At 57.6% G+C, this 20283-nt stretch carries 14 protein-coding genes and 2 pseudogenes; 6 read left to right on the forward strand and 10 right to left on the reverse strand.

From position 1 onward, the window contains the following. The first annotated feature begins 227 nt into the window (after positions 1–227). On the forward strand, positions 228–506 hold the full coding sequence (locus tag BLU76_RS21835) for a type II toxin-antitoxin system RelE/ParE family toxin (protein WP_072340959.1): 279 nt from the start codon (positions 228–230) through the stop codon (positions 504–506). Positions 507–514: 8 nt separating this feature from the next. Next, positions 515–820 (forward strand): HigA family addiction module antitoxin, encoded by a 306-nt coding sequence (locus BLU76_RS21840; RefSeq protein ID WP_025211727.1) that lies wholly within the window; start codon positions 515–517, stop codon positions 818–820. A gap of 121 nt (positions 821–941) precedes the next feature. Here BLU76_RS21840 and BLU76_RS21845 read toward each other — a convergent pair whose 3' ends face one another. After that, complete coding sequence (locus tag BLU76_RS21845) at positions 942–2423, reverse strand: hypothetical protein (protein ID WP_092224389.1); 1482 nt, start codon at positions 2421–2423, stop codon at positions 942–944. 486 nt (positions 2424–2909) lie between these two features. Between BLU76_RS21845 and BLU76_RS21850 the strand changes: the two genes are divergently transcribed. Further along, positions 2910–3182 carry a hypothetical protein gene (locus BLU76_RS21850; RefSeq protein ID WP_092146193.1) on the forward strand — a complete coding sequence of 91 codons (273 nt, stop codon included), beginning with the start codon at positions 2910–2912 and terminating at the stop codon, positions 3180–3182. Positions 3183–3353: 171 nt separating this feature from the next. Then, positions 3354–4715, forward strand: coding sequence for a Fic family protein (locus BLU76_RS21855; RefSeq protein ID WP_092224392.1), 1362 nt, complete (start codon positions 3354–3356; stop codon positions 4713–4715). 34 nt (positions 4716–4749) lie between these two features. Here BLU76_RS21855 and BLU76_RS31060 read toward each other — a convergent pair. From BLU76_RS31060 to BLU76_RS21870, 4 genes and pseudogenes are all read right to left on the reverse strand, one after another. Further along, positions 4750–4896, reverse strand: a pseudogene (locus tag BLU76_RS31060) (IS4 family transposase); the annotation flags it as partial. 109 nt (positions 4897–5005) lie between these two features. Continuing rightward, positions 5006–5644 (reverse strand): DUF2625 domain-containing protein, encoded by a 639-nt coding sequence (locus BLU76_RS21860; protein WP_063323033.1) that lies wholly within the window; start codon positions 5642–5644, stop codon positions 5006–5008. Positions 5645–5891: 247 nt separating this feature from the next. Further along, positions 5892–6407, reverse strand: coding sequence for a hypothetical protein (locus BLU76_RS21865; RefSeq protein WP_139211647.1), 516 nt, complete (start codon positions 6405–6407; stop codon positions 5892–5894). 98 nt (positions 6408–6505) lie between these two features. Beyond that, complete coding sequence (locus BLU76_RS21870; RefSeq protein WP_092146199.1) at positions 6506–6991, reverse strand: hypothetical protein; 486 nt, start codon at positions 6989–6991, stop codon at positions 6506–6508. A 207-nt stretch (positions 6992–7198) separates the two neighbouring features. Between BLU76_RS21870 and BLU76_RS31065 the strand changes: the two are divergent. Next, positions 7199–7276, forward strand: a pseudogene (locus BLU76_RS31065) (IS66 family transposase zinc-finger binding domain-containing protein); the annotation flags it as partial. A gap of 104 nt (positions 7277–7380) precedes the next feature. Here BLU76_RS31065 and BLU76_RS31070 read toward each other — a convergent pair. From BLU76_RS31070 to BLU76_RS21895, 5 genes are all read right to left on the reverse strand, one after another. Beyond that, positions 7381–7833, reverse strand: coding sequence for a hypothetical protein (locus BLU76_RS31070; protein ID WP_139199619.1), 453 nt, complete (start codon positions 7831–7833; stop codon positions 7381–7383). A 3-nt stretch (positions 7834–7836) separates the two neighbouring features. Then, positions 7837–15516 carry a two-partner secretion domain-containing protein gene (locus BLU76_RS21880; protein ID WP_256572696.1) on the reverse strand — a complete coding sequence of 2560 codons (7680 nt, stop codon included), beginning with the start codon at positions 15514–15516 and terminating at the stop codon, positions 7837–7839. A 24-nt stretch (positions 15517–15540) separates the two neighbouring features. After that, the gene (locus tag BLU76_RS21885) at positions 15541–17247 is read right to left on the reverse strand and encodes a ShlB/FhaC/HecB family hemolysin secretion/activation protein (RefSeq protein ID WP_092146203.1); all 1707 of its coding nucleotides are present in this window, start codon (positions 17245–17247) and stop codon (positions 15541–15543) included. 232 nt (positions 17248–17479) lie between these two features. After that, entirely contained in the window at positions 17480–18379 is a 900-nt protein-coding gene (locus BLU76_RS21890; protein ID WP_092224397.1) for a proline iminopeptidase-family hydrolase, read from the reverse strand. Between the two features lie 90 nt (positions 18380–18469). Next, entirely contained in the window at positions 18470–19231 is a 762-nt protein-coding gene (locus BLU76_RS21895) for a LuxR family transcriptional regulator (protein ID WP_063323040.1), read from the reverse strand. 162 nt (positions 19232–19393) lie between these two features. Here BLU76_RS21895 and BLU76_RS21900 point away from each other — a divergent pair, with 162 nt between their 5' ends. Next, positions 19394–20281, forward strand: a complete 888-nt coding sequence (locus BLU76_RS21900) for a proline iminopeptidase-family hydrolase (RefSeq protein WP_063323041.1) — start codon at positions 19394–19396, stop codon at positions 20279–20281. The last annotated feature ends 2 nt before the right edge of the window (positions 20282–20283 follow it).

Raw genomic sequence — 20283 nt, forward strand, 5'->3', positions numbered from 1 at the left:
AGTCATCGAGCGGCGAAAACCGTCGGAGGGGTTCAAACCCTCCGACTTCAAAAAATTAATCATCGAAAATCATGCACTTAGAGAATATTCAACTGCCACTTTGTATCTGAATAGTTGGTTCTGAAGCGCAAGGGGCTGAGCCTGCTGACAGAAGGTCCCAACAACCAGTTGAGTATCCCAGCAAACGATGTAGACTCGCTTTAACGTATAACGTTAAGCATTAAGAGATGATAAGAAGCTTCAGATGCGCCGACACCCAAGCTCTTTTTGAAACCGGCAAAACCCGGCGCTGGGCAGCCATCCTTTCAGTGGCAGAACGAAAGCTGGGCATGCTCGATGCTGCGGTCGATCTCAACGACCTGCGCTCTCCTCCTGGAAACAGGTTGGAGCAGCTGTATGGCGACAGGGAAGGCCAGCACAGCATCCGGGTTAACGGTCAGTACCGGATCTGTTTTGTCTGGGGCGCCAACGGCCCCGAAAATGTAGAAATCGTAGATTATCACTGAGGTGAATCATGTTTAAGAATGGCATGAGACCCGTACACCCTGGAGAAATTCTCAAAGAAGAGTATCTGGAACCGCTTGGCCTTACCGCAGCTGCGCTTGCAAGGGCATTGCACGTTTCTGCCCCCACCGTAAATGACATTGTCTTGATGCGCCGTAGCATCAGCGCCGATGTTGCTTTGCGCTTGGCCGCCGCATTGGAAACGTCAGCGCAGTTTTGGCTGAATCTGCAGACTGCGTATGATTTACGTACAGCTGAGATTGCTAAAGGGGAACAGATTCACAGGGAAGTGGAGAAGGTTCCTCACTGCGCATAACCAGCACAAAACAGAAATTTGAGCCCAGCAAAATAGCTGGGCTTTTTGTTGGGCATACAAAGACACCACGCGTTTGCCGCAAGCGCTTTTTGCGCCAGGACGATAAGTGACTAGCGTCAGCCTATATACCTGGCCCCATCACGCGAGCTGGCAACCTGACCAGCCGATCCCAACCCTCGGCACTGATCCCGGAACAGTTCAGCAACGCCAATGTGTGCAGCGGCAATTGCTCCAACACCGGCACTGCGGCTGAGGTAATCCGCGATTCCCCGGGATCTGCCGAGATCGTCAGAGCACTCAACGGCAGCCGAGCAAGGTGGGCCACCCCAGCGTCGGTGAGCCAAGGGCTGTCATACAAACCCAGGCGCCGCAGCGGCAGATCACGCAAGCAGGCCAGGTCGGCATCGCGCAGATCCAGGCCGCTTATTTCAAGTTGCTCCAACGGCAAGTCCAACTCGACGAGCTTGCGCAGAACCTTGCCATCCACGCCGCGACAAAAGCTGAGATTCAGTCGCTTCAGTGGCAGGCCGGTGAGTTGTTTCAGTTCCTTCCAAGTGAGATCGTTCAATGACAGGTCCAGGGACTCCAACTCCAAACCACGCAGATCGCTCAACGTATCTGCATCGATGCCTTGCACATCGGAAAGCCCCAGGCGCTTGAGTGGAAACCCGTGCAGCACATCGAGCCGCTCGATGACTTGCCGTGAAGATTTGAGATCCAGGTCGGCGAGCGGCATGCCCTCCAAGGCTTCAAGGTCGTCCTCGCCAACATACGAAGACGAGAGCGAAAGCCGTTCGATGGGCAGCCCCGCAATGGCGTGCAGCGTGGCGTCCGTTGCGTAACATTGATCCAGGCTCAGGGAGCGCAATGCGCTCAGGCGGGAGAGCCATGCGGGGTCCTCCAGAATTGCACCGCTCCAACCGAGGGACAGTTGCTCAAGGGGGTGACTGCATAAATGCGCCATCCCACGGGACGTCAGCTCGCCGACGCGCTCCAGCGTGAGTGATCGCAACTTGAGGTTTGACAGCCCGAGAAGGCCATCGTCGGAGACGTCATCGCAACGGTTCAGCGACAGTTCTTGCAGCGGACTATTGCCGAGTTGCTTGAAGAATTTGTCGTCGAAGTCTTCGCCGTAGGTGCTTAACGTCAGCCGGCGCAGCCGATCGAGGGAAGGCAGGCTGGTGACGTTATCGTCGCGGGAGAATCCGCTGATCTCCAGGCCCTCGAGAGCGAGGTCTGGCAAGCGTTGCCATACACTTGGATTGCAGCTGAAACGTGGGCTGTTGAGCACCAGCGTGCGCAAGGGCAGCCCAACCAGGGCGTCGCACCAGGCCAGCTCGGCGTTATCCAGCTCCAGATGATCGACCGGCAGGTTGCGAAGCTGCGCCAGCAATGGCCCGGGGCGATTGGTATGTGCCGTGGTGCTCAACTGAGTAATGACGACGTTAGCGGCCGGATCGCACAGGCCTGCGGCGAGGCGTACGCCGTCTAATGAAACCTCGGCGGTGTCGAGCAGATCGCGGTAAAGCGCGGCACGTGTGGCGATGTCATCGGGGTCGGTGGCGAGTTGGGTGGTCAGCGCGTTGCGGGTGGGGTTGTGCACGGTTTAGGAGTCCGAAGTGGGCGGGCGCTGGGCAGGCTGCGAAAGAGAAAAGTTGCCATAAGGGAAGCATAAAAAAGAGCCTCGCTGAAGAGGCTATTGAGACGGAAAACGAGATCCCCGGCCCTGTTCCGAGTTACAGATTCCTGGCAGGAGATCAACGACGGCGCCCCTCTGAACAGCTCACCCACCTAAAGGCTGTACAAACCCCCTGTGGCGAGGGAGCTTGCTCCCGCTGGGCTGCGCAGCAGCCCCCCTGTGAACGCTCCGCACCCAAGCGGAAGCAAACCCTAGCCACCGTTGGCAGCCCAAAACCAACGTAAAGAAATACCACCGCTGACAGGCTAAACGTCCTACATCAAGCTCGGAAAGTGGCGTCTTGTAGCCCCCGGACAAGCCAGCCTATATTCCATCGTCGCCCTAATGGCGACCCGGGTTTGGCGACTCGATTAACGAGGTAGCTCCTTTCAATTGAATGAGGTACTACCGATGAAACGATACATGCCCATCACCGGCATCGACTGCATCCCCGCCACCCTGCTCATCGACACCGAAGCCCCGCTCGACGTCCTCTTCGAAACCGCCGACTACCGCATCCGCACCGTGACCCAACTGCTGGAAAACATCGCGTTCCGCTCGGAAATCAGCTCCGACACGCTGGTGCTCTCCGACCTTTGCAAAATGCTGACGATATCGCTGCGCGATGGGTGTGATGTGATGGATGTGATTGGGAGGCGGTTGCGGGCGCAGGCGGCTGAGTAAATAAAAACGGGCGACTTGTGTCCCGATCCTCAGGGGGACTACATCCATCTGCTGCAATGAGCTGTGGCGCAGTTCGTCAAAAACTGCGCCACATATTTATCCGAAAATGGCGCAGTTCTAGGAACTGCGCCATAATCGCGCCAAACCTCCTCAAACAGCGCCAACACAACCATGCCTTCGACCACCGACATACTGAACAGTATCCAGGCATCCAGGAACGGGGTGAGCCTCTCAGAGCTCTTGACCAGGCACCCTGAAATTGCCCGGCGAACGGCGCAGCGCATCCTTGCAAACCTGATCGAAAGCAGCCAAATCACTGCGCAGGGCGAAGGCAGGGCACGGCGTTATTTCGCAACAGAACACCGGGCTGACATCCACGCCCTGAACACTGACACCGATGCCTTCCCTACCTTCATTCCATTATCCGCAGACAGCCGGGACATACTCGCCTACATCAACCAGCCCACAGAAGCGCGCAAGCCTGTGGGCTACCAACGTGACTTTCTGGATGCCTATCGCCCTAACGAGACATGGTACTTATCTGAGTCGTTGCGGCGCCAATTGCATAGGATGGGCAAAACCGCTGATGCGACGGAGCCAGCAGGCACTTATAGCCGGGCGGTCCTGAATCGCTTGCTGATTGATCTGTCGTGGGCATCAAGCCATTTGGAAGGAAACACCTACTCACGGCTCGACACGCGACAACTCATCGAGCAAGGCAAGGCAGCACAGGGCAAGGCCGCTATAGAAACGCAGATGATCTTGAACCATAAGACAGCTATCGAGCTTTTGGTCGAGAACATCGAGAGTGCCGAGTTCAACCGTTACACATTGATGAACCTGCATAGCGCCTTGGCTGAAAACCTGCTGCCCAACCCAGCAGACGAGGGCCGAATTCGCCAGCACGCCGTCGACATAGGGAAAAGCACCTATCGCCCGCTCTCAACGCCACAGCAAATTGAAGAGGCACTGGACGTCCTGCTTGGCAAAGCCAATCAGATCGCTGATCCATTCGAGCAGTCTTTCTTCATGATGGTGCACCTGCCCTACTTGCAGCCCTTTGCCGACATCAATAAGCGCACATCCCGACTGGCAGCGAATCTCCCCCTGTTCCGTGCCAACCTTTGTCCGCTGACCTTTCTGGATGTACCGGAGCAGGCCTACAGCCGAGCCACATTGGGCGTGTACGAAATGACCCGTGTAGAGCTGCTTCGCGACTTGTATATCTGGGCTTACGAACGCTCGACACTGGAATATCTGGCAATCAAGCAAGATCTTGCGGAACCGGACCCTCTACGCCTGGCATGGCGAGACTTCATCAAGAAGACCATTCGGGAAATCATCACTCACCCAGAGCTTGATCCCTTGTCATGTATTCAACGCTCGGTAGCGGAATATGTTTCAGAAAAAGAGCAGCCGGAAGTGCAAGCACTGATCGTCGAAGAACTCCGTCGCCTGCACGAAGGGGTGCTCGCACGCTACGGGTTACGACCATCAGAGTTCATGTCCTGGAAGTCGCTCCATGGCCACTGATGGATCATAAATAAATCCGTCCCCCTTTTCGTATATCCGGCAGGGTCACCGTAGTGCCGTCTACGAGACGAACTGGTCGTCCCATCCAACGCCACGATGACGGACGCCGGTTGCTCATTGATGACCCCGTGGAGCGCAACAAGGTTGAAACCATCTCCAGCGGCAACCGCTCTCTAGCTTTGTAAGCGTCCAGTAATTATACATTTCAACTTTGAAATGTCTGTGCGTTACCAGTGCACTTTGACTCGCTGCTGGTCTACATCACTTTAATTAGGAGTGATCGCGGGGGCCTACAACTGGCCGGCTAATGTGCAGTTCAAATCATACTGTTCAGCCATGCTGACAACCCTGCGCGCGCTTATTGCCACTGAGCCCTCTTGTGTCCATAGGAATGGGTAGAAAGACACGCATTGATCACCGCTCACACGCTGAATGTCGTCGCGCCAGGATTCCCAACGCAGGCCCTCATAGAAGGCCGCCGTACGATTGCTCACAGCCCATTCCAAGAAGGCGGTATAACCGATGCCCAATGGCTCCCAAAGCAGATTATCGGGCGCCCAGTAGTACACCGCTCCCACATCATCACCCAAGCCGCCGCCATTGACGGAAAAGCATCCACCTGCCGCGTCATCTGCCACCAGTAGATGCCCTTGCGCCCGTCCCTCGTTCCATCCCGCCAGGGTTCTTGTGAGTTTTTGATGACCTGAACCAAGAATACGAAGCCAGCCATGATCAATCAGTATCCCGCCAGTCTCAAATGCTATAGCCCCCAAAGTCGACTTGGTCGTTACCTGTAGCTGTAGGAGAACGCTGGTGTTTTGAGGTGAAGGGGGAAGCAAGTCGTAAGGGCCGTCGGCCTGCTCCAGCATCTCCCGTATGTAGATCATGGCGGGGTCATTAATTTCAACCAAATCTTCTATGCATTTCATTAGTCGATCCTTGATAGCAAGAATTCTAAGTTAGACGGGCATCTACTGATGCGGCAGCAACTGTTCGATCTCGCTAGCCCGTTGCATCGGCAGCCGTATCAGCACATCTTTGAGTAAAAAAAGTAAAAAAGGGGACAGATTTATTTTAGAACACCGAGCAAGCCAATAAACCTGCTCTCTCTGCAGCTGTACCTAATAAATCCGCCCCCTTTATCCACTATTTTTTAGGTTCAGCAGGCTGTAGCGTCTATACCGGCGCGTTGTAAGAAACATCTCCCGAGTCGCGCCAAACTCCATTCGAAAAGCTCACAGGCCGCTGTGGGTAACAAACCAACAGCCCTTCGACGAACTGAGAGAAGGACAAGTCAAGTCGCGTTATCCAACGCATATTGTCGATTTCCAACAATCGCCAGTTGTCTCCGCTATCGAAACCGAAAGCAGTCCCGGTGCTATCCCAACCGAACAGCCACACCTCGCCCTTCGCGCCCGGTTCATAGGGCCCGTCTTTATAGATTCCATCATCACCGAAGTAGTCTGCCGCAGCAGGACGCAACGTCGGTTGAATCGTCAAAAGCGGCAGCGCGCAGTCGTCCTCCTTGATCTCACCGTGCCCTCGTTCATGCATAAAAGCAAAGTACTCGTCAGGAGCCGACGGCCACTGCTGCCGCATCATACTTACTTCACCTGAAGAAACAGGTGTCAGCCGCTCCAATAGCGCACATCCCAGTGCATTAAAGGTTTCTAAATTTTCGTACATGCTCATGGTAGCCTCGGGGGGCTGCGGGAGGCACGACTTCGTTTGTCGCTTTACCCCCATCAACCCCACTTTACCCTGACAACAGGGCGTTATTTCTCGCTAAATCACGCACTAAAAAATTTCCACAGTATCGCGTAAGGCAGCTCATCATCAACAATATCAGGCAAGCGAAAATAATAAACAGCCAATGAACTTTCTAAGCTCTTATGAACAAATGCGCCATCAGACATCACACGATAAGAGGCGTACTCCATAAACTTGTCAGAACCAAGAGAACTAAGAGCTTTTTTTATCTCACCATAGGTCTCACCCGCCCCCCTAGGAAGCAATTCAGACGGCGGCGAGCGTACAGCCATATCATCATTTTCAACATCTCTGTAGTAGGCTCTCCGAAATGCAGGCTCACTGCAGGCCCAATAGAGGGAAAGTAAACGAAGCTTCTCCTTTCCCTCATCAAAAAAAGCGTCAGCTAAAAAATACTGATCGTCTGAAATTTTGTATGCACCATCTTCCATGGCGAGAATGCACTGCTCTCGTGCATCGACGGCGTCCCCAATCTTTAACTTACACAGCGACGACCACTCTTGCATCTTAAATACCTCAAACCTATTGTGGCCATTTGAATATTCGACCTTCGACCCTACCAGCCTTAAGAGCGTTCTTTGCGGCTACTTTGGCCTGCCCCTCCGGCATATTTTTAACGGAAAAAAGGGGACAGATTTATTTTAGAACACCGAACAAGCCAACAAGCCTGCTCGCTCTGCATCTCATAAAATAAATCTGTCCCCTTTTCGCTTCAGGAGGTCAGCGAACAGCTTGAAATCGTGCCGATGCAGATCCGCGTGATCAAACATGTTCGTAAAGTCTACGGTTGCCACATCCTTGGCCAACTGAGTACTCAGAAGTCCCGTCGCGGCATCACGACTCTGCGAAATGCTTCCTACAGCGTTTGCAGTGGTTTTTTACCTAGTTGTAAATCTTAATCAATAGACTCTATTTGAAACACCAAAGTAGAAAAGTCTATTGCTTCAGTACCTCCACTACATTCCAAATTTATTATGCGACCTTCCTCACTGATTACCATCCCTGCATTTCCAACCCAGGCCTGAACAATGTCGTTCGCACGCCATACATTCCAAATTTTTAATTCGCAATCTGTTTTGGATAGCACCGAAAAAAAAACAGACTCCGGGCTAGTATCTTCCCATAGAATAATTTCAGAGTGACGCTGGTCATTCACCTCCAGTTCACCTTTTACTACTTTTAAACGTAAACCAGCTACAGGCGGCATAGATGACTTCAATCTTCGAGCCAAAAAATTGCTTCGACCTGCTTTAATTTTTTTTTGAAAGATCGGGTACACAAGACGCTCACCTACTTGAACAGGTGCCCCTCGTGTACGTTGAAAAGCTGAAGAAAGCGTTTCCGTCATTTCTTAGTATCCTGGTTTTCTGTATGGATCGACAGCGGCGTGGTCTTGCGGCCAACGAGGAACAAAGTCTTTACCACCATCCCGAGCAGGAATGGGCTCGTGACTCAGCTCCATAGACTCAATGCCCCCTTTATCTGCGTTGTATCGCTGAGGTGCGAGTCCTTTACTCATGCGATCCAGATTCTCTGGACCATAAGTGTTTGCCGCGCTGGGAGCAGCAGCCTCGTTTTTCCAAAACCTAGACCGAACAGCAGACCAGGAGGGGTCGTTGCCTTTAGCCGTTTGATTATAAACGTCGTCACCGACCTTCCATCCACTCTTCACTGGAGGGTTGTCGATCTGACCAGTAGCTTTTGTACCCGAAACCAGTACCGACGCCCCGCTCCCATCAAGGTACTTCCCAGCGCCCTTGAGCAACGCTATTTCCATCGCCGCCTTAGCGGCTTCGGTCCCATAGTCGCGGAGTGGGTTTACATCTCCAGGGTAGGTTGCGCTGTTGAAGGACGCGAGTACCTTGCTTCCTTGCGTGTAATCGTAAGGAGCAAACAGCTGCCCGGTGGCCTGCCACCCATCAACAAACGATGCCGCGCCGCCCAAACCGGAGAGCGCAGGTATAGCGCATCCGGCTCCAGTGACACAAGCAGGCGTGGAGAGTATCGCGCCGCCGAATCCTGCCGCGGCGCCTATCGCGCCGAGTACCGCGCGGCTCGCCTGGGATGACTGTCTGAGCTCCTTATCGTTAAGCAGCAAATCATCGTTGGCTTGGTCCCATTTCGAATATTCGTCATAGGCACCGGTAGCAATCAGCGCACTTTGAGCACCAGTGAACCCCTTTCCATCCGCTTCAAGCGCTTTAACAACTTGGTAGTTTGGATCATCCACAGGTACCGAAGCAGAGCAATGAACCAAAGCACACGCAGCCGCTTTCAGCTCATAAGCTTTTTCAGGCGTTTCCTTTTGTAATTTCTCAAGTGCAACTGTCTCTTTCTGGTGAAGCTGACGGTTGTATTCGTCAGCCATCAACGCGACCCAAGAAGCTTTCTCGACATCGCCACCAGCAAGACCGGCTGCCGTCAAACCGACAACCTGAGAGACCGCTTGTCGTAGCTCGGGCTGTGTATCGAAAATGGAATTAAGCTCCCCAGCCATGGCTTGGCTGGCACCCGCCGCAATGGCGCCGGTCTTGAAGTCACCACCGGTAGCACTGGAAATCGCCCCCCCTGCCAACGCGTGCATGGCAGTACGAGCGACGCCGCCTTCGGCCCACATGGCCATGCCTGTGGTATCACCCGCATTCTTCGCGGCCTGCCAATGGTCTTGCGCATAACCACCGACAAAATTGAACGTTGTAGCTGCCGCGACGGTACCCGCCTGATAGACCAGCCCATCAGTGATGTTCTGGCCGAAGCTTCCTCCATTGATGGCGGTTTTGATGACTCCTCCCGCAACACCCTGAGCCCCGGCATGCAGTGCAAAACCACCTAATCCTTGAAGAGTATTTAAATCAAAACCCCTTGTGAGGTTATTAAACGGCACGGTATTGCCGCCAAGCGCGGGATCGATGACGCCCTTGGTAAAACCAGCCGTGATCCCGGCGATTACATAGCCTTTCAGACTCTCTGATGAAAAGACGTCTTTGAAGGTCGCGCCCAAATCACCCTTGTTGTTGATCGTGCTGACCGCCGTTTGCGCGACTGCTGCCGAAAAACTCGCCGTTGCGGCAGCCGACGCAGCAGCGCCTACAGTCGCAGCCGTGGCAGCGGACGCACCTGCCGCCGCTGCCGCCCCAGACGCTGCGGTGCCAGCACTAGCGCCAACTGTAGCTGCGGTTCCAGTACCAGCGGTCAACACCGTAACGATGATAATGATCGCCAACATCGCGCCCTGTCCCAGACTCGAGTGGCTGTATTTAAATGACTCGTGAGTTTCCTTGATCAACCGCCAATCCACATCCCCTCGCTGCTCGGCCTCCTTGAGCCAGGCTAACTTCGGATCGGCCTTGACCATGACATCAATGGTTTGGCTAACGGTTTTCTGGTTGATGTGTTTGATATCGATGTTCAAGCCATCGGCAGCTTTGATGGCCAAGTTCCCCTGAGCCTGCAATTGGCTCTGAATCAAGGTTTCGTCGGTGTGGCCTTTGCCCTTCATCGAGTTCCAAGCCAGACTGGAACTGCTCTTTGTATGGCTTTCCTGGCTCAGATCCTTAACACCCTCGAAGGTAATCGAGCCGCCGCTTTGCAACGTCAGGTCACCACCACTGTTCAGCTTGGCCGCCTGGTAACGCTGGTCACTCCCACTGAGCAAAGTCAAATCACCACCCGTGATGATCTGGCTGCCCACATGCGTAACCTTGGTCACCTCATCCCGCTGTGTCTTCTTACTCCCCCAACCACCCTTCTTCTTCATGTCATACAGCGAATAGTCGCTGTTCTGCGCAGCCAGCAGCTCAAGCTTGCCACCCGCCACGAAATAGGCCTCGTTTGCAGCGCTGACCTTGCTGGCGATCATCGCCAAATCCTGCCCCGCGCTCATTACAACGTTGCGCCCCGCATTAACCGTCGAGGCCACCTGACTGACGTGATCCTCCTGGCTAGTCACCTTCTTGCTCTTACCGTACGAGTGCTGCTCATCCGCTGCTGAGGCGAAGGTCAGATTTTCCTCGGCAGACATGGCAACATCGCGCTTGGCATCGATCTGACTGCCGACAACGGTGAGGTTGCGACCGGCGTTGACGATCACGTCGCGGCCGCTGTCGAGGCTGGAGCCGTATTGCTTGATGTCTTGGTCGCGATGCCGACCGCGTGTGCCGCTGTTGATGCGTTCGGCGGAGACGAGATTGACGTCGCGTGTGGCATTGAGGGCGGTGTCGGCGCCGCTTTTCAGCACGCCGCCAACACTGTTGATGTCACGCCCTGCGCTGATGGTCAGGTTGTTGGCCGCTTCGATACGGGCGGCGCTGTCGATGAAGTCGGCGCGTTCAGTACGGTAGCCGCTGCTGCTTTCGTGGGTGGTAACAGTTCGCTCGTTAGTCACGTCGCCAGTCAAAGCCACAACACTGACATCCCGCCCAGCAATCACCCCACCCGCCCTGTTAGTCAGGTCATTACTCGCCAACGCATCCAGCCGCCCCCTCGCTTCCATCAACCCACTGTTGACCAAGCTGTCGCCAGCCGTCGCCCTCAGGTTGCTGGACGCACGCAAGGTGCCCGCATTGTTCAGGTTCTTACCCGCAATCAGGCTGACGTCGGCGCCCTGGATCAACGCGCCATTGGCCGCCAGTCGATTGTTGGCCTGGGCTAGGTAGAGCACCGGCACCAGCACCTGCTCGTTGTTCACCGTCCGGTTTTCCATCCAGACGATGTCGTGGGTCAGGGCCGCGACTTGTTCGGCGGTGAGGCTGACGCCCAGGGACAGGTTCAGTGCGTCCTTGCTGGCGATGGCGTTGTTCATCAGGTACTTGAACATGCCGTCGTCGGAGGTCTGGCCGTCGAGGAAGCGTTGGCCGGTGCGGGCGATCACGGCTTGTTGGATCAGGCGTTGTTCGTAAAAGCCGTCACCCAGGCGCTTGGCGGCGACGTCGGGGTCGTAGCCCAGGTTCGTCAGCAGGTAGTCCGAGCTCATGAAGCGGCGCATGTCGGTCAGCGCCGGGTTGGTCTCGATCAGGTACTTTTGCGGGTTGGTCCGGAACGAGCGGTCCGGCAGGCCGCGTACTTGGGTCAGGCCTGAGCCTTGGGTCGGCGTGGTCGAGGCGTCGCCGCTCATGCGGAACAGGCCGTTTTGCCCGGTCGGCAAGTCAAAGCCCGGCAAGGCCAGCGGATCGACCTGTTGCTGAGTCAGGTTCGGGGGCAGTTGCCGATTGACGCTGACGCGGGTGGAGAAAACGTTGTCAGCCTGGGTATCGGTGCGCGGGCCGGCGCCGACGTAGTTGTAGCCGCCACGCACGACGCCGCTGTTGAGGTCGCCCTGGGTAGGAATGTCGATGGCACCACCGGCCTGGATAATCGCGGCGTAGGTCTGGTTATCGGTAGTACTTGTCTGGATGCGGAACTGTGGGAGCTCACGTTCGGTCATGCCGATGAAGCGGCTCATCGCTGCCTCGAGGCCACCCAGGTCATTGGCGTTATAGCCTGGGCTCTGCAACCAGTATTTGTTGGTGAAGTCATTGGCGGCGGCGCGCCAGCCACCTGGGCTGCGCGTACGCTCGGACATGAAGGTGCGCGAGGTTTCGGTCTCGCCGGTCTCGATGCCGATGTTGTTCAGGCTGACGAGGTTGGCGGTCAATGCGCCGCCGACACCGATGCTGCTGCTCCGGTTGGTCAGCACGTCGCCCTGGATGTCCAGGTTGCCGCCGGTGGTGATGCTGGAGGCGGCGCTGGCCGCGGTGACTTCGAACTTGTCGCGCTGGATGATCTGCCAGACGTGGTTTTCCTTGCCACCGCTGCAGTCGCCGGCGTTGACCCCTTCGATACAGGCCACTTCCCTGATCGAGGCGGTGTAGATGCCGGCGTCGTGGGTGGTCAAGACCTCGCGGACGTTGTCGACGGTGTTGGCGGCCAGGCGCATGTTGCCGTCGCTTTGCAGCGTGCCGGAGCTGTTGAGGATGCGGCTGGCACGTGTGCCGAGGCCGTCGCGATCGATGCTCAGGTCACCGAGGCTGTAGATATCGCCATAGCGGTTGGTCAGGCTATTGACGCGCAGGCTGGTATTGCCGCCGCTGAAAATCAACCCGTGCTCGTTGAGCAGGTCGCCGGTCGATACGCCGAGCGCGCCGGCACTGCCGAGGGTGCCGTAGTTGTTGATCGTGGCGGCAGTGACGTTCATGTCCGCCGCCGAGGTCAGGCGACCGTAGCTGTTGAGGACACCATCGACCACGAGGCTTGTGCTGCCGCCGCCGGCGATGCTGCCGTTTTGCTCCAGGTTGATCAGCGCGGCCTTGAGGCCCAAGGTGCCGAGACTGCTCAAGCGGCCGTTGCCTGCGTAGGCGCCGGTCAGTTGCAGGTCGATCGCTCCATCGCTGCCGATCAGGCCGTCGACGCGCCAGTTGCTGCCACGGCCTTCCATGCTGTTGGCGCTGAGCAACTGGCCGGTGGCGGTCTGGGTCAACTGGTCGACATGAACCACAAGATGCCCGGCCTGGATCGCGGTGCTGTTGGTCCAGCTGTCGGCCGTCACCGTCAGGTTGCCGTAGGTCACCAGTTGCCCACCCGCCTGGCCCAGGTTGGCCTGGCTGATGTCAAACAGTCCCAGGCCGGTGTGCAGCAGCTTGCCACCCACGTTCTGGACGCTGCCGGTGTCGAAGCCCACATCATTACTGGCGGTTTCGAGGGTGCCGTCGCTGTTATCGAACAGACCACCGATGTTGAACGCCGTGGTGCTGTTCTTGCCCAGGGTGCGCAGTTGGCCCTTCTGGTTGCTCAGGCTGGCGGCCAGGATATCCAGGCTGTCCTGGCTTTCGATGATGCCCGCGTTGTTGCTCAGCGCACCCGAAAGGTCAAAGTCGATGCGACTGGCACTGACCTGCCCGCCGCCGCTGTTGTCCATGTCCCGGCCAATGACCTGGACCTTGCCGGTGGCATACATCCCGCCGCTGCGATTGTCGATATCCGCGCCCGCGTTGCTGATCACGATATCGCCCGCTTGCGCGGCCAGGCGCCCGCCGTCGTTGAACAGCCCAGCCAAGGCTTGGATATTCAGTCCTTGGGCCTGGATCGTGCCGCCCCGACGGTTCACGTCATAACCGTTTTTCAGCACACCCGTGGCCCGCGCCTCCAGCGCGGCCTTGACGCTCGACAGCACGCCGCTGCGGTTGTCCAGATTGCTCGCGAAGACACTCAGCTTGGCGTCCTGGGCGATGATGCTACCGCCCTGGTTGTCGATATCGCCCGCGACATCCACGGTCACCAGGCCCTTGCCTTGCAGCGTGCCCCTGGCGTTGTCCAGGCTGGCGGCATCGAGTTCGAGCGCGCCTTCACGGCTGGCGATCAGGCCCTTGTCGGCGTTTTTCACCGAGTCGCTGGCACTGACCAGCAACTTGCCATTGGCGGCGACAGTACCTTTGTTGCTGTTGTCCAGGCTGCCAGTGCGCACGGTCACAACGCCCTGGCTGGACAATTCACCGCCCTGGTTGTCGATCGCGCCGGTGCTGGTGATGTCGAGGTTTTTACCGGTCATGACCAGGCCGGTCAGGTTGTCCAGGCTGCCGAGGATCAGCGTCGCGCTGTTCAGGCTCGAGAGTTCACCGGCATTGTTTTCCAGATGGCCCAGGTTGGCCGTCAGAAGGCCCTGGCTATTGATCAGGCCGCCTTGGCTGTTGAGGACTTGGTCGGCGGTCAGGTGCAGCTCGGTGTTGCCGAGGATGCGGCCTTTGTTGCGGTTATCCACAGCGTTGCCGGTGACGGTGGTCTTGCGCTGGCCACTGAGCGTACCCCCCTGGTTGTTCAGCGCAGTGCTGGTCGTGACGTTCAGGTCGCTACTGGCAATGACGGTTTTGCCGCCGTTGTTCAGTTGCTTGGCCGTGAGGGTGACATCGCCCGTGGTATTGCGGCTGTTATCGGCATTGACGCCGGCTTCGATGATGCCGTTGTTGCTGAGCGTGCCGCCGCTGTCGAGGTGAATGCTGTCGCGCGCCACCAGGTTGTTCTGGCTGGTCAGGTCGCCCTGGGTCTTCACGTCCAGGCGGCTACCGGCGTACACCTGCCCCTGGGTTTCCAGACTTTTGGCCTTGATGTCGATGGCACCGGCAGCAGCCGTCTGCGCCAAACTCAAATGCCCATTGGCATCCAGCTGAATATCCCCGCCACTGGCAACCATCTTGCCGTCCAGCTTCACCCCGACTCCGGCCTCGGTGCCCACCAGTTTGATCGCCCCGGCGTACATACCACCCAACGCCGAGGAGTCGATGGCCAATTCGGGCTTGGCACTGCCATCATCGGCCCGGGCAGTGGCGTTGAGGGTATTGGCATTAACGTCATTGCGCCCGGCCACGATGGTCAGGTTCTTGGCCTGGATCTCGGCATTGATCTTGGCGCTGCGGGTGATGATTTCGAAGCGGTCGACGTTGTTCGCGTTCAAGCCCGCGCCTTCGATGGCGACGCTGCCCTGGTCCACCTGATAGCGGCTCACCTGGCCGTTTTCGATGATCGGCTTGCCCGTGGTCAGGGTCGCCTTTGGGGTATTGATGAAACCGCAGCCGTTACAGCTGATGCCGTAGGGGTTGGCGACGATGACGTGGGCCGACTGCCCTGCCACTTCGGTGTAGCCGCGCAGTTGGCTCGGGTTGCCGCCGTTGACTTCGTTGAGGATGGTGGTGGCGGCCGTGCCCTGGAGGTTCGGGTTGCCGAGGATGATCCCGCCCAGTTGCGTGGCCTGGGCCGGGTTGGTGGCGTTGTTGAGGATTACGCCGTTGCTGCCGACGTTGTAGTCCTTGAACTGGTTGTGGGACAGGCCACTGCCGTTGGGCTTGGCGATGTTGACCACCGGCACGCCATTGCCGGCCTGGCCGAGGCTGGTGCCCGGGGCGCTGACCACGATGCCGCCCGCCTGGGCCCACATCGGCTGCCAGAACATGACGTTGGCCAACAGGAACGCCAGGCCGCGCTTGGGCATGCCCCAGAAGGCGTCGCGGTTTTGCAGGGCAGCAGAAGGCTGGCGGGCCAGGAAGGCGTGTTGGCGGTCGTCCATGATCAGGTCTCGTTGCAGCAGAAATTAAATGGATACATCCACGCGGAAGTAGATCGGCGCTTCGCGCTCGGTCAGGGCATCCGGACGTTCCAGGGAGTGGGCGAAGGTGACGCTGGCGTTCAGGTGCTCACCGCGGGCGAACAGCTCCAGCGAGTTGCTCGACATGCGCCCGTGCTGATCACCGTTGTAGCGATCGCCACGAATCACACCCTGGTCATAACCGAGGCTGGTGCCGTATTCGGCAAACACCGGGCGCAGCCACTCCAATGTCACCGGACGGCTCCAGCGCAAGTCGTTGCGCCAGTAACCGCCGCTGTCGCCGGACAATGTCTGGTCCTTGTAGCCACGAATCGACGACAGACCGCCCAGGCTCATGCGCTGGGGGCTGAACAGCACGTCTTCGCTGCGCTGGCCGGTCATCAGGCTGCTGAAGCTGAAGGACTCGCCGCCCAGCATGAAGGGCTGCAAATAGCTGAGGGTCGCGGTGTATTTGCGGTAGCGCGCATCCGGCAACCCCGGCCCCGGCTCATGATCGCCCTGGGCATCGAGAGCACCGATACCTTGTTGCAGGCCCAGGTCGAGGTTGACGAAGGCATTGCCGATCCGCCGACCATGGTTGATGCCGAACTGCGCCTCGCTGATGCGATTGCTGCTTTCGGCAAGCTTGCTGTCTTCGATGAAGTTGTTGGTGCGCAGGTACGAAAGGCCGGTGTTGAGTGAGGTCTTGCTCACCGCGTCACGATGGACCACCCGCTCCAGGCGCACCTGATGATTCTGGCTGTCGCCGCTCTGCTTGAAATTGAAGCCGTTGGCCTGGCCCACGGCGCGGTATTCGCTTTGGCTGTAGGTGTAGCTCAGGTTCCACCAGCCAAACGGCAGGTTGTAATAGAGCATGCCGTTGCGCGAGGTTTTCTGGTGATCGCTGACGGCATCGTGGCCGCCGCGCAAGGCCAGTTGGTCGGCCAGGCCCAAGGGGCTGTCCCAGTCCAGGGAGGCGCCCCATTGCTGCTCGCCGGTGCTTTTCTGCCCGTCGTTATGCCGTGACAGGCCGGCGCGCCAAGGCTTTTGCGGGGTGTTATTGACCCGCACTTCGCTGCCGCCGATGTTCTGCCCCGGCGTCAGTTCCATTTGTGCACGGTTGGACGGCAAACGGTTCAGCTGATCGACCATCTGCTCCATCTCACGCAGGTTGAGCAGTTCGCCGGTTTTGCCGGGAAAGGCCATCGCCAACTCGCGATCCGACAACTGGCTGTTCTCGGCACCTTTCAAGCCTTCCAGGCGGCCCTCGACGACCAGCACTTGCAGGTGACCGCTGGACAGGTCCTGTTGCGGCAAGTAGGCGCGACTGGTGACCAGGCCTTTGTCGAGATAATGGTCAGTAATGACTTTGAGCAGCTCGTTAAGCTGCGGCACGCCCAGGCATTGGCCGATGTAAGGCTTGAGCAGGCGTTCGCGCTCCGCATCGGACAAAGCATCGGCGCCCTTGAGCTCGATGGTCTTGATCGGGAAGCAACGGGTATCGACAGGGGCCGTCGGCTGAGTCGGCTTCGCCTCCTTGCCGGGCAGGTCCTTGAGTTCTTCCAGGCGCCGACGTTGCTCTTCGAGCAGGCGATCCTGACGTTCACGGATCAGGTCCGTGTCACCAGGGGTTGGCGCAGCGTAAGCAAGCGTTAGCGGAGACAGCCACAGCAAAGCCAGGCACGACCTCGCCCACAGGGCGGGTGAGAACATGTTCGATCCCTCGATACAGAAATGACAGCAAGCTCGTGAGCGAACGAAGAGCCGAATGCCGGCTTACCTCATGAAACACTCACGTTGCTGATGCGCAAAACTACGCGCACACCAGACCCTGCATATCGCTTTCGGTTCAAGAGAGCGGGAATTTTCCACTCAAAAAAGAGACGCGTCTCACAGGACGCGTCGAAAAACACAACAAAAACGACTGCTCGGATTGCGCAGACGCCTACAAACACTCATCCAGGAAACTCACCACGGTTCCCATGCAAGCCATCCGCTCCTCGATATGGGGCATATGGCTGGAGTGTTCGAACAACGCCCAGCGAATGTCGGGAACATGATCCACATAGGGTTTGACCACCAACGGCGTCGCTTCATCGTATCGGCCTGAAATCAGCAGGGTCGGCACGCTGATCCGAGGCAAGCGATCGGTAATGGACCAGTCCTTCATGCTGCCGATCACATGGAATTCGGTGGGACCATTCATGGCGTGATAAACGGTAGGATCGGCATCGATCTGGGCAAAGGTACGGGCAACGTCATCGGGCCAGGGCGTGACACGGCAGACATGACGGTCATAGAAAACCCGAGCGGCCTCAAAATACTCGGTAGACGTCAAGGTTCCAGCCCGCTCGTGCTTGAGCAGTGTTTGCTGCACCTCAATGGGTAGAAGCTGGCGCAAGCGATTGACTTCAAGGAGCCACGTGGACATGTCCGCCGGGGAGTTGGCGATAATCAACGCGCGCAAGCCCGCGGGCTGGAGCACCGCATGTTCGCTGGCCAACATGCCGCCCCAGGATTGCCCCAACAGGGCGTAATTATCGCGAATGCCCAGATGATCCAGCAGGTTCGCCAACTCATCGAGAAAGAGCGCCACGTTCCAGAACGAGGGGTCTTTTTCCGGAAGATGGGTGGAACGCCCATTGCCCAGTTGGTCGTAATGAATCACCGGATAGCCACTGTTGGCAATATCCTTGAAGGCATCGACATAATCGTGTGTACAGCCCGGGCCGCCATGCAGGATCAGCAGCGGCGTACGGCCGCTGCTGAAATCGCCAGTGATGCGATACCAGGTCTGATACGGACCAAAAGGCGCAAAGCCTTCGTGCGTTACGGGAAGATCCATTTCATGCCGCTCCCTAGAAATCCTGCCGCACACGATACCGGGGACTGGCTGGCGGAATAACTAGAGAAACAGATAGGTTTTTGCCCGATTTCAGCTATCGAGCAACCGATAATGCACCGCCCTGACCACGGCTTGGACCCGATTCCTGGCGCCGAGCTTGTGCATTGCAGAAGTCAGGTGGAGGGTGATGGTGGCCAAGGAGCGATTCAGTTGCCTGGCGATGTCCGCCGCCGTCAACCCGTCAGCGGCTAACCTCAAGCACTCACGCTCGCGTTTGGTCAGGCGAACCGGGCATGCGCGGGCTTCCTTGCCGAGCAGCGGAAAAGCCGCCTCTTGCAGGGCATGGGAAATCAGGCTGAAGTCGCCCAGCGTTTGCCGGACATCCTGCAGGGTGCTCCCCTTCGTATCGGCGCGCAGCCCGGTCAATGTCGCAAAGCCACCTTTGGGCAAATGCATCGGCACCGTCACGCCGCAGGTCATGCGCGAATCCTGCAGGTAGCTCACGACCGGTGCATGACTCTGGCCGATGAACGGCTGCAGCACCGTGTCGGCCTCCGGTCGATAGGACCAGACAAAAGGAGAAATGGCATTGATTGCCAGATGCTGGACGGGGTCGATCTGGTAATAACCTTCTTCACACCAGAGCGAGTGCCAATCACGGGGGGTATTGCGCAACTTCAGCACAGTCGGGGTGATCAGTGCCCCATCATGATCCAGCGGCACCGGACTGTAGTCGTACACCAAGGCTTCAAAGCCTAGCGCCTGGACCATCCCCAGGGTGTTATCCATCTGTTCGTCCAGGCTCCTGCCAGACAAAAGACGGGTATTGAAGTCAGACAGCTTGGCCTGCATCCATTCAGCTCCCTTATTAATTTCAATCCTGAAATCGTGCAAGTAGAATGCCACGCCTGAGCGAGGGAATGCCAGATCAAACCTATAAGAATTGCTAGCTTATGGGCGCGTAGCTTCCTCGGTAAGGTTTAGCCAGAGCGGCACCTGAGCAGGAGAGCAATGATGTGGCGTGAGATCGAGCCAGACCAGCGGTACGACGTGGAAGTCGATGGTCATCGCCTGGTGGCCTATGGCTTTGGCGACGGCGACGAGGTGCTGCTGTGCCTCAATGGCGGCCCGGGATTGCCTTGCGATTATCTGCGTGACAGCCATGGCTGGCTCAAGGAAAAGGGCTTGCGGGTCATCGCTTTCGATCAGTTGGGCACCGGCGCCTCGGCCAGGCCTACTGACGAATCCCTGTGGGACATCACCCGTTACGTGGCGGAGGTAGAGACCGTCCGCCAAGCCCTCGACCTGGGCAAAGTGCACCTGCTGGGGCACTCCTGGGGTGGCTGGCTGGCGATCGAGTACGCCATTCATCACCCTCAATCGCTGAAAACCCTGATCCTGGAAAATACCGCCGGCGATATTCCTCACCTGTCCCTGGAGTTGGAGCGTCTGCGGGCCGCCCTGGGCAGTGAGACCGTCGCGATGATGCAGCGCCATGAAGCCTCGGGCACCCTGGATCATCCGCAATACCAGGCGGCCATCACCCTGCTCAACTATCGTCATGTCTGCCGTCTGGACGAATGGCCAGCGCCGGTGACACGTTCCCTGGGCGATTGGAACATGGGGCCCTACATGACCATGCAGGGCCCCAACGAATTTCTCTATACCGGCAATCTCAAGGACTGGAATCGCATCGAGCAGATGGCCGGCTTCGAAATGCCCGTGCTGATTACCACCGGTCAACATGATGAACTGACGCCAGCCTGTGCAATGCGCATGAAAATGGCGCTCAAGGATGTACAACTGAATGTGTTCCCCAACAGCAGCCACATGCCGTTCTACGAAGAGCCCCACGCCTATTTCCCAGTCCTGCTGGATTTTCTGCACCGCCACCGGAACTAGCC

The organism is Pseudomonas sp. NFACC08-1, assembly GCF_900106735.1.
GTDB classification, from domain to species: domain Bacteria; phylum Pseudomonadota; class Gammaproteobacteria; order Pseudomonadales; family Pseudomonadaceae; genus Aquipseudomonas; species Aquipseudomonas fluorescens_Q.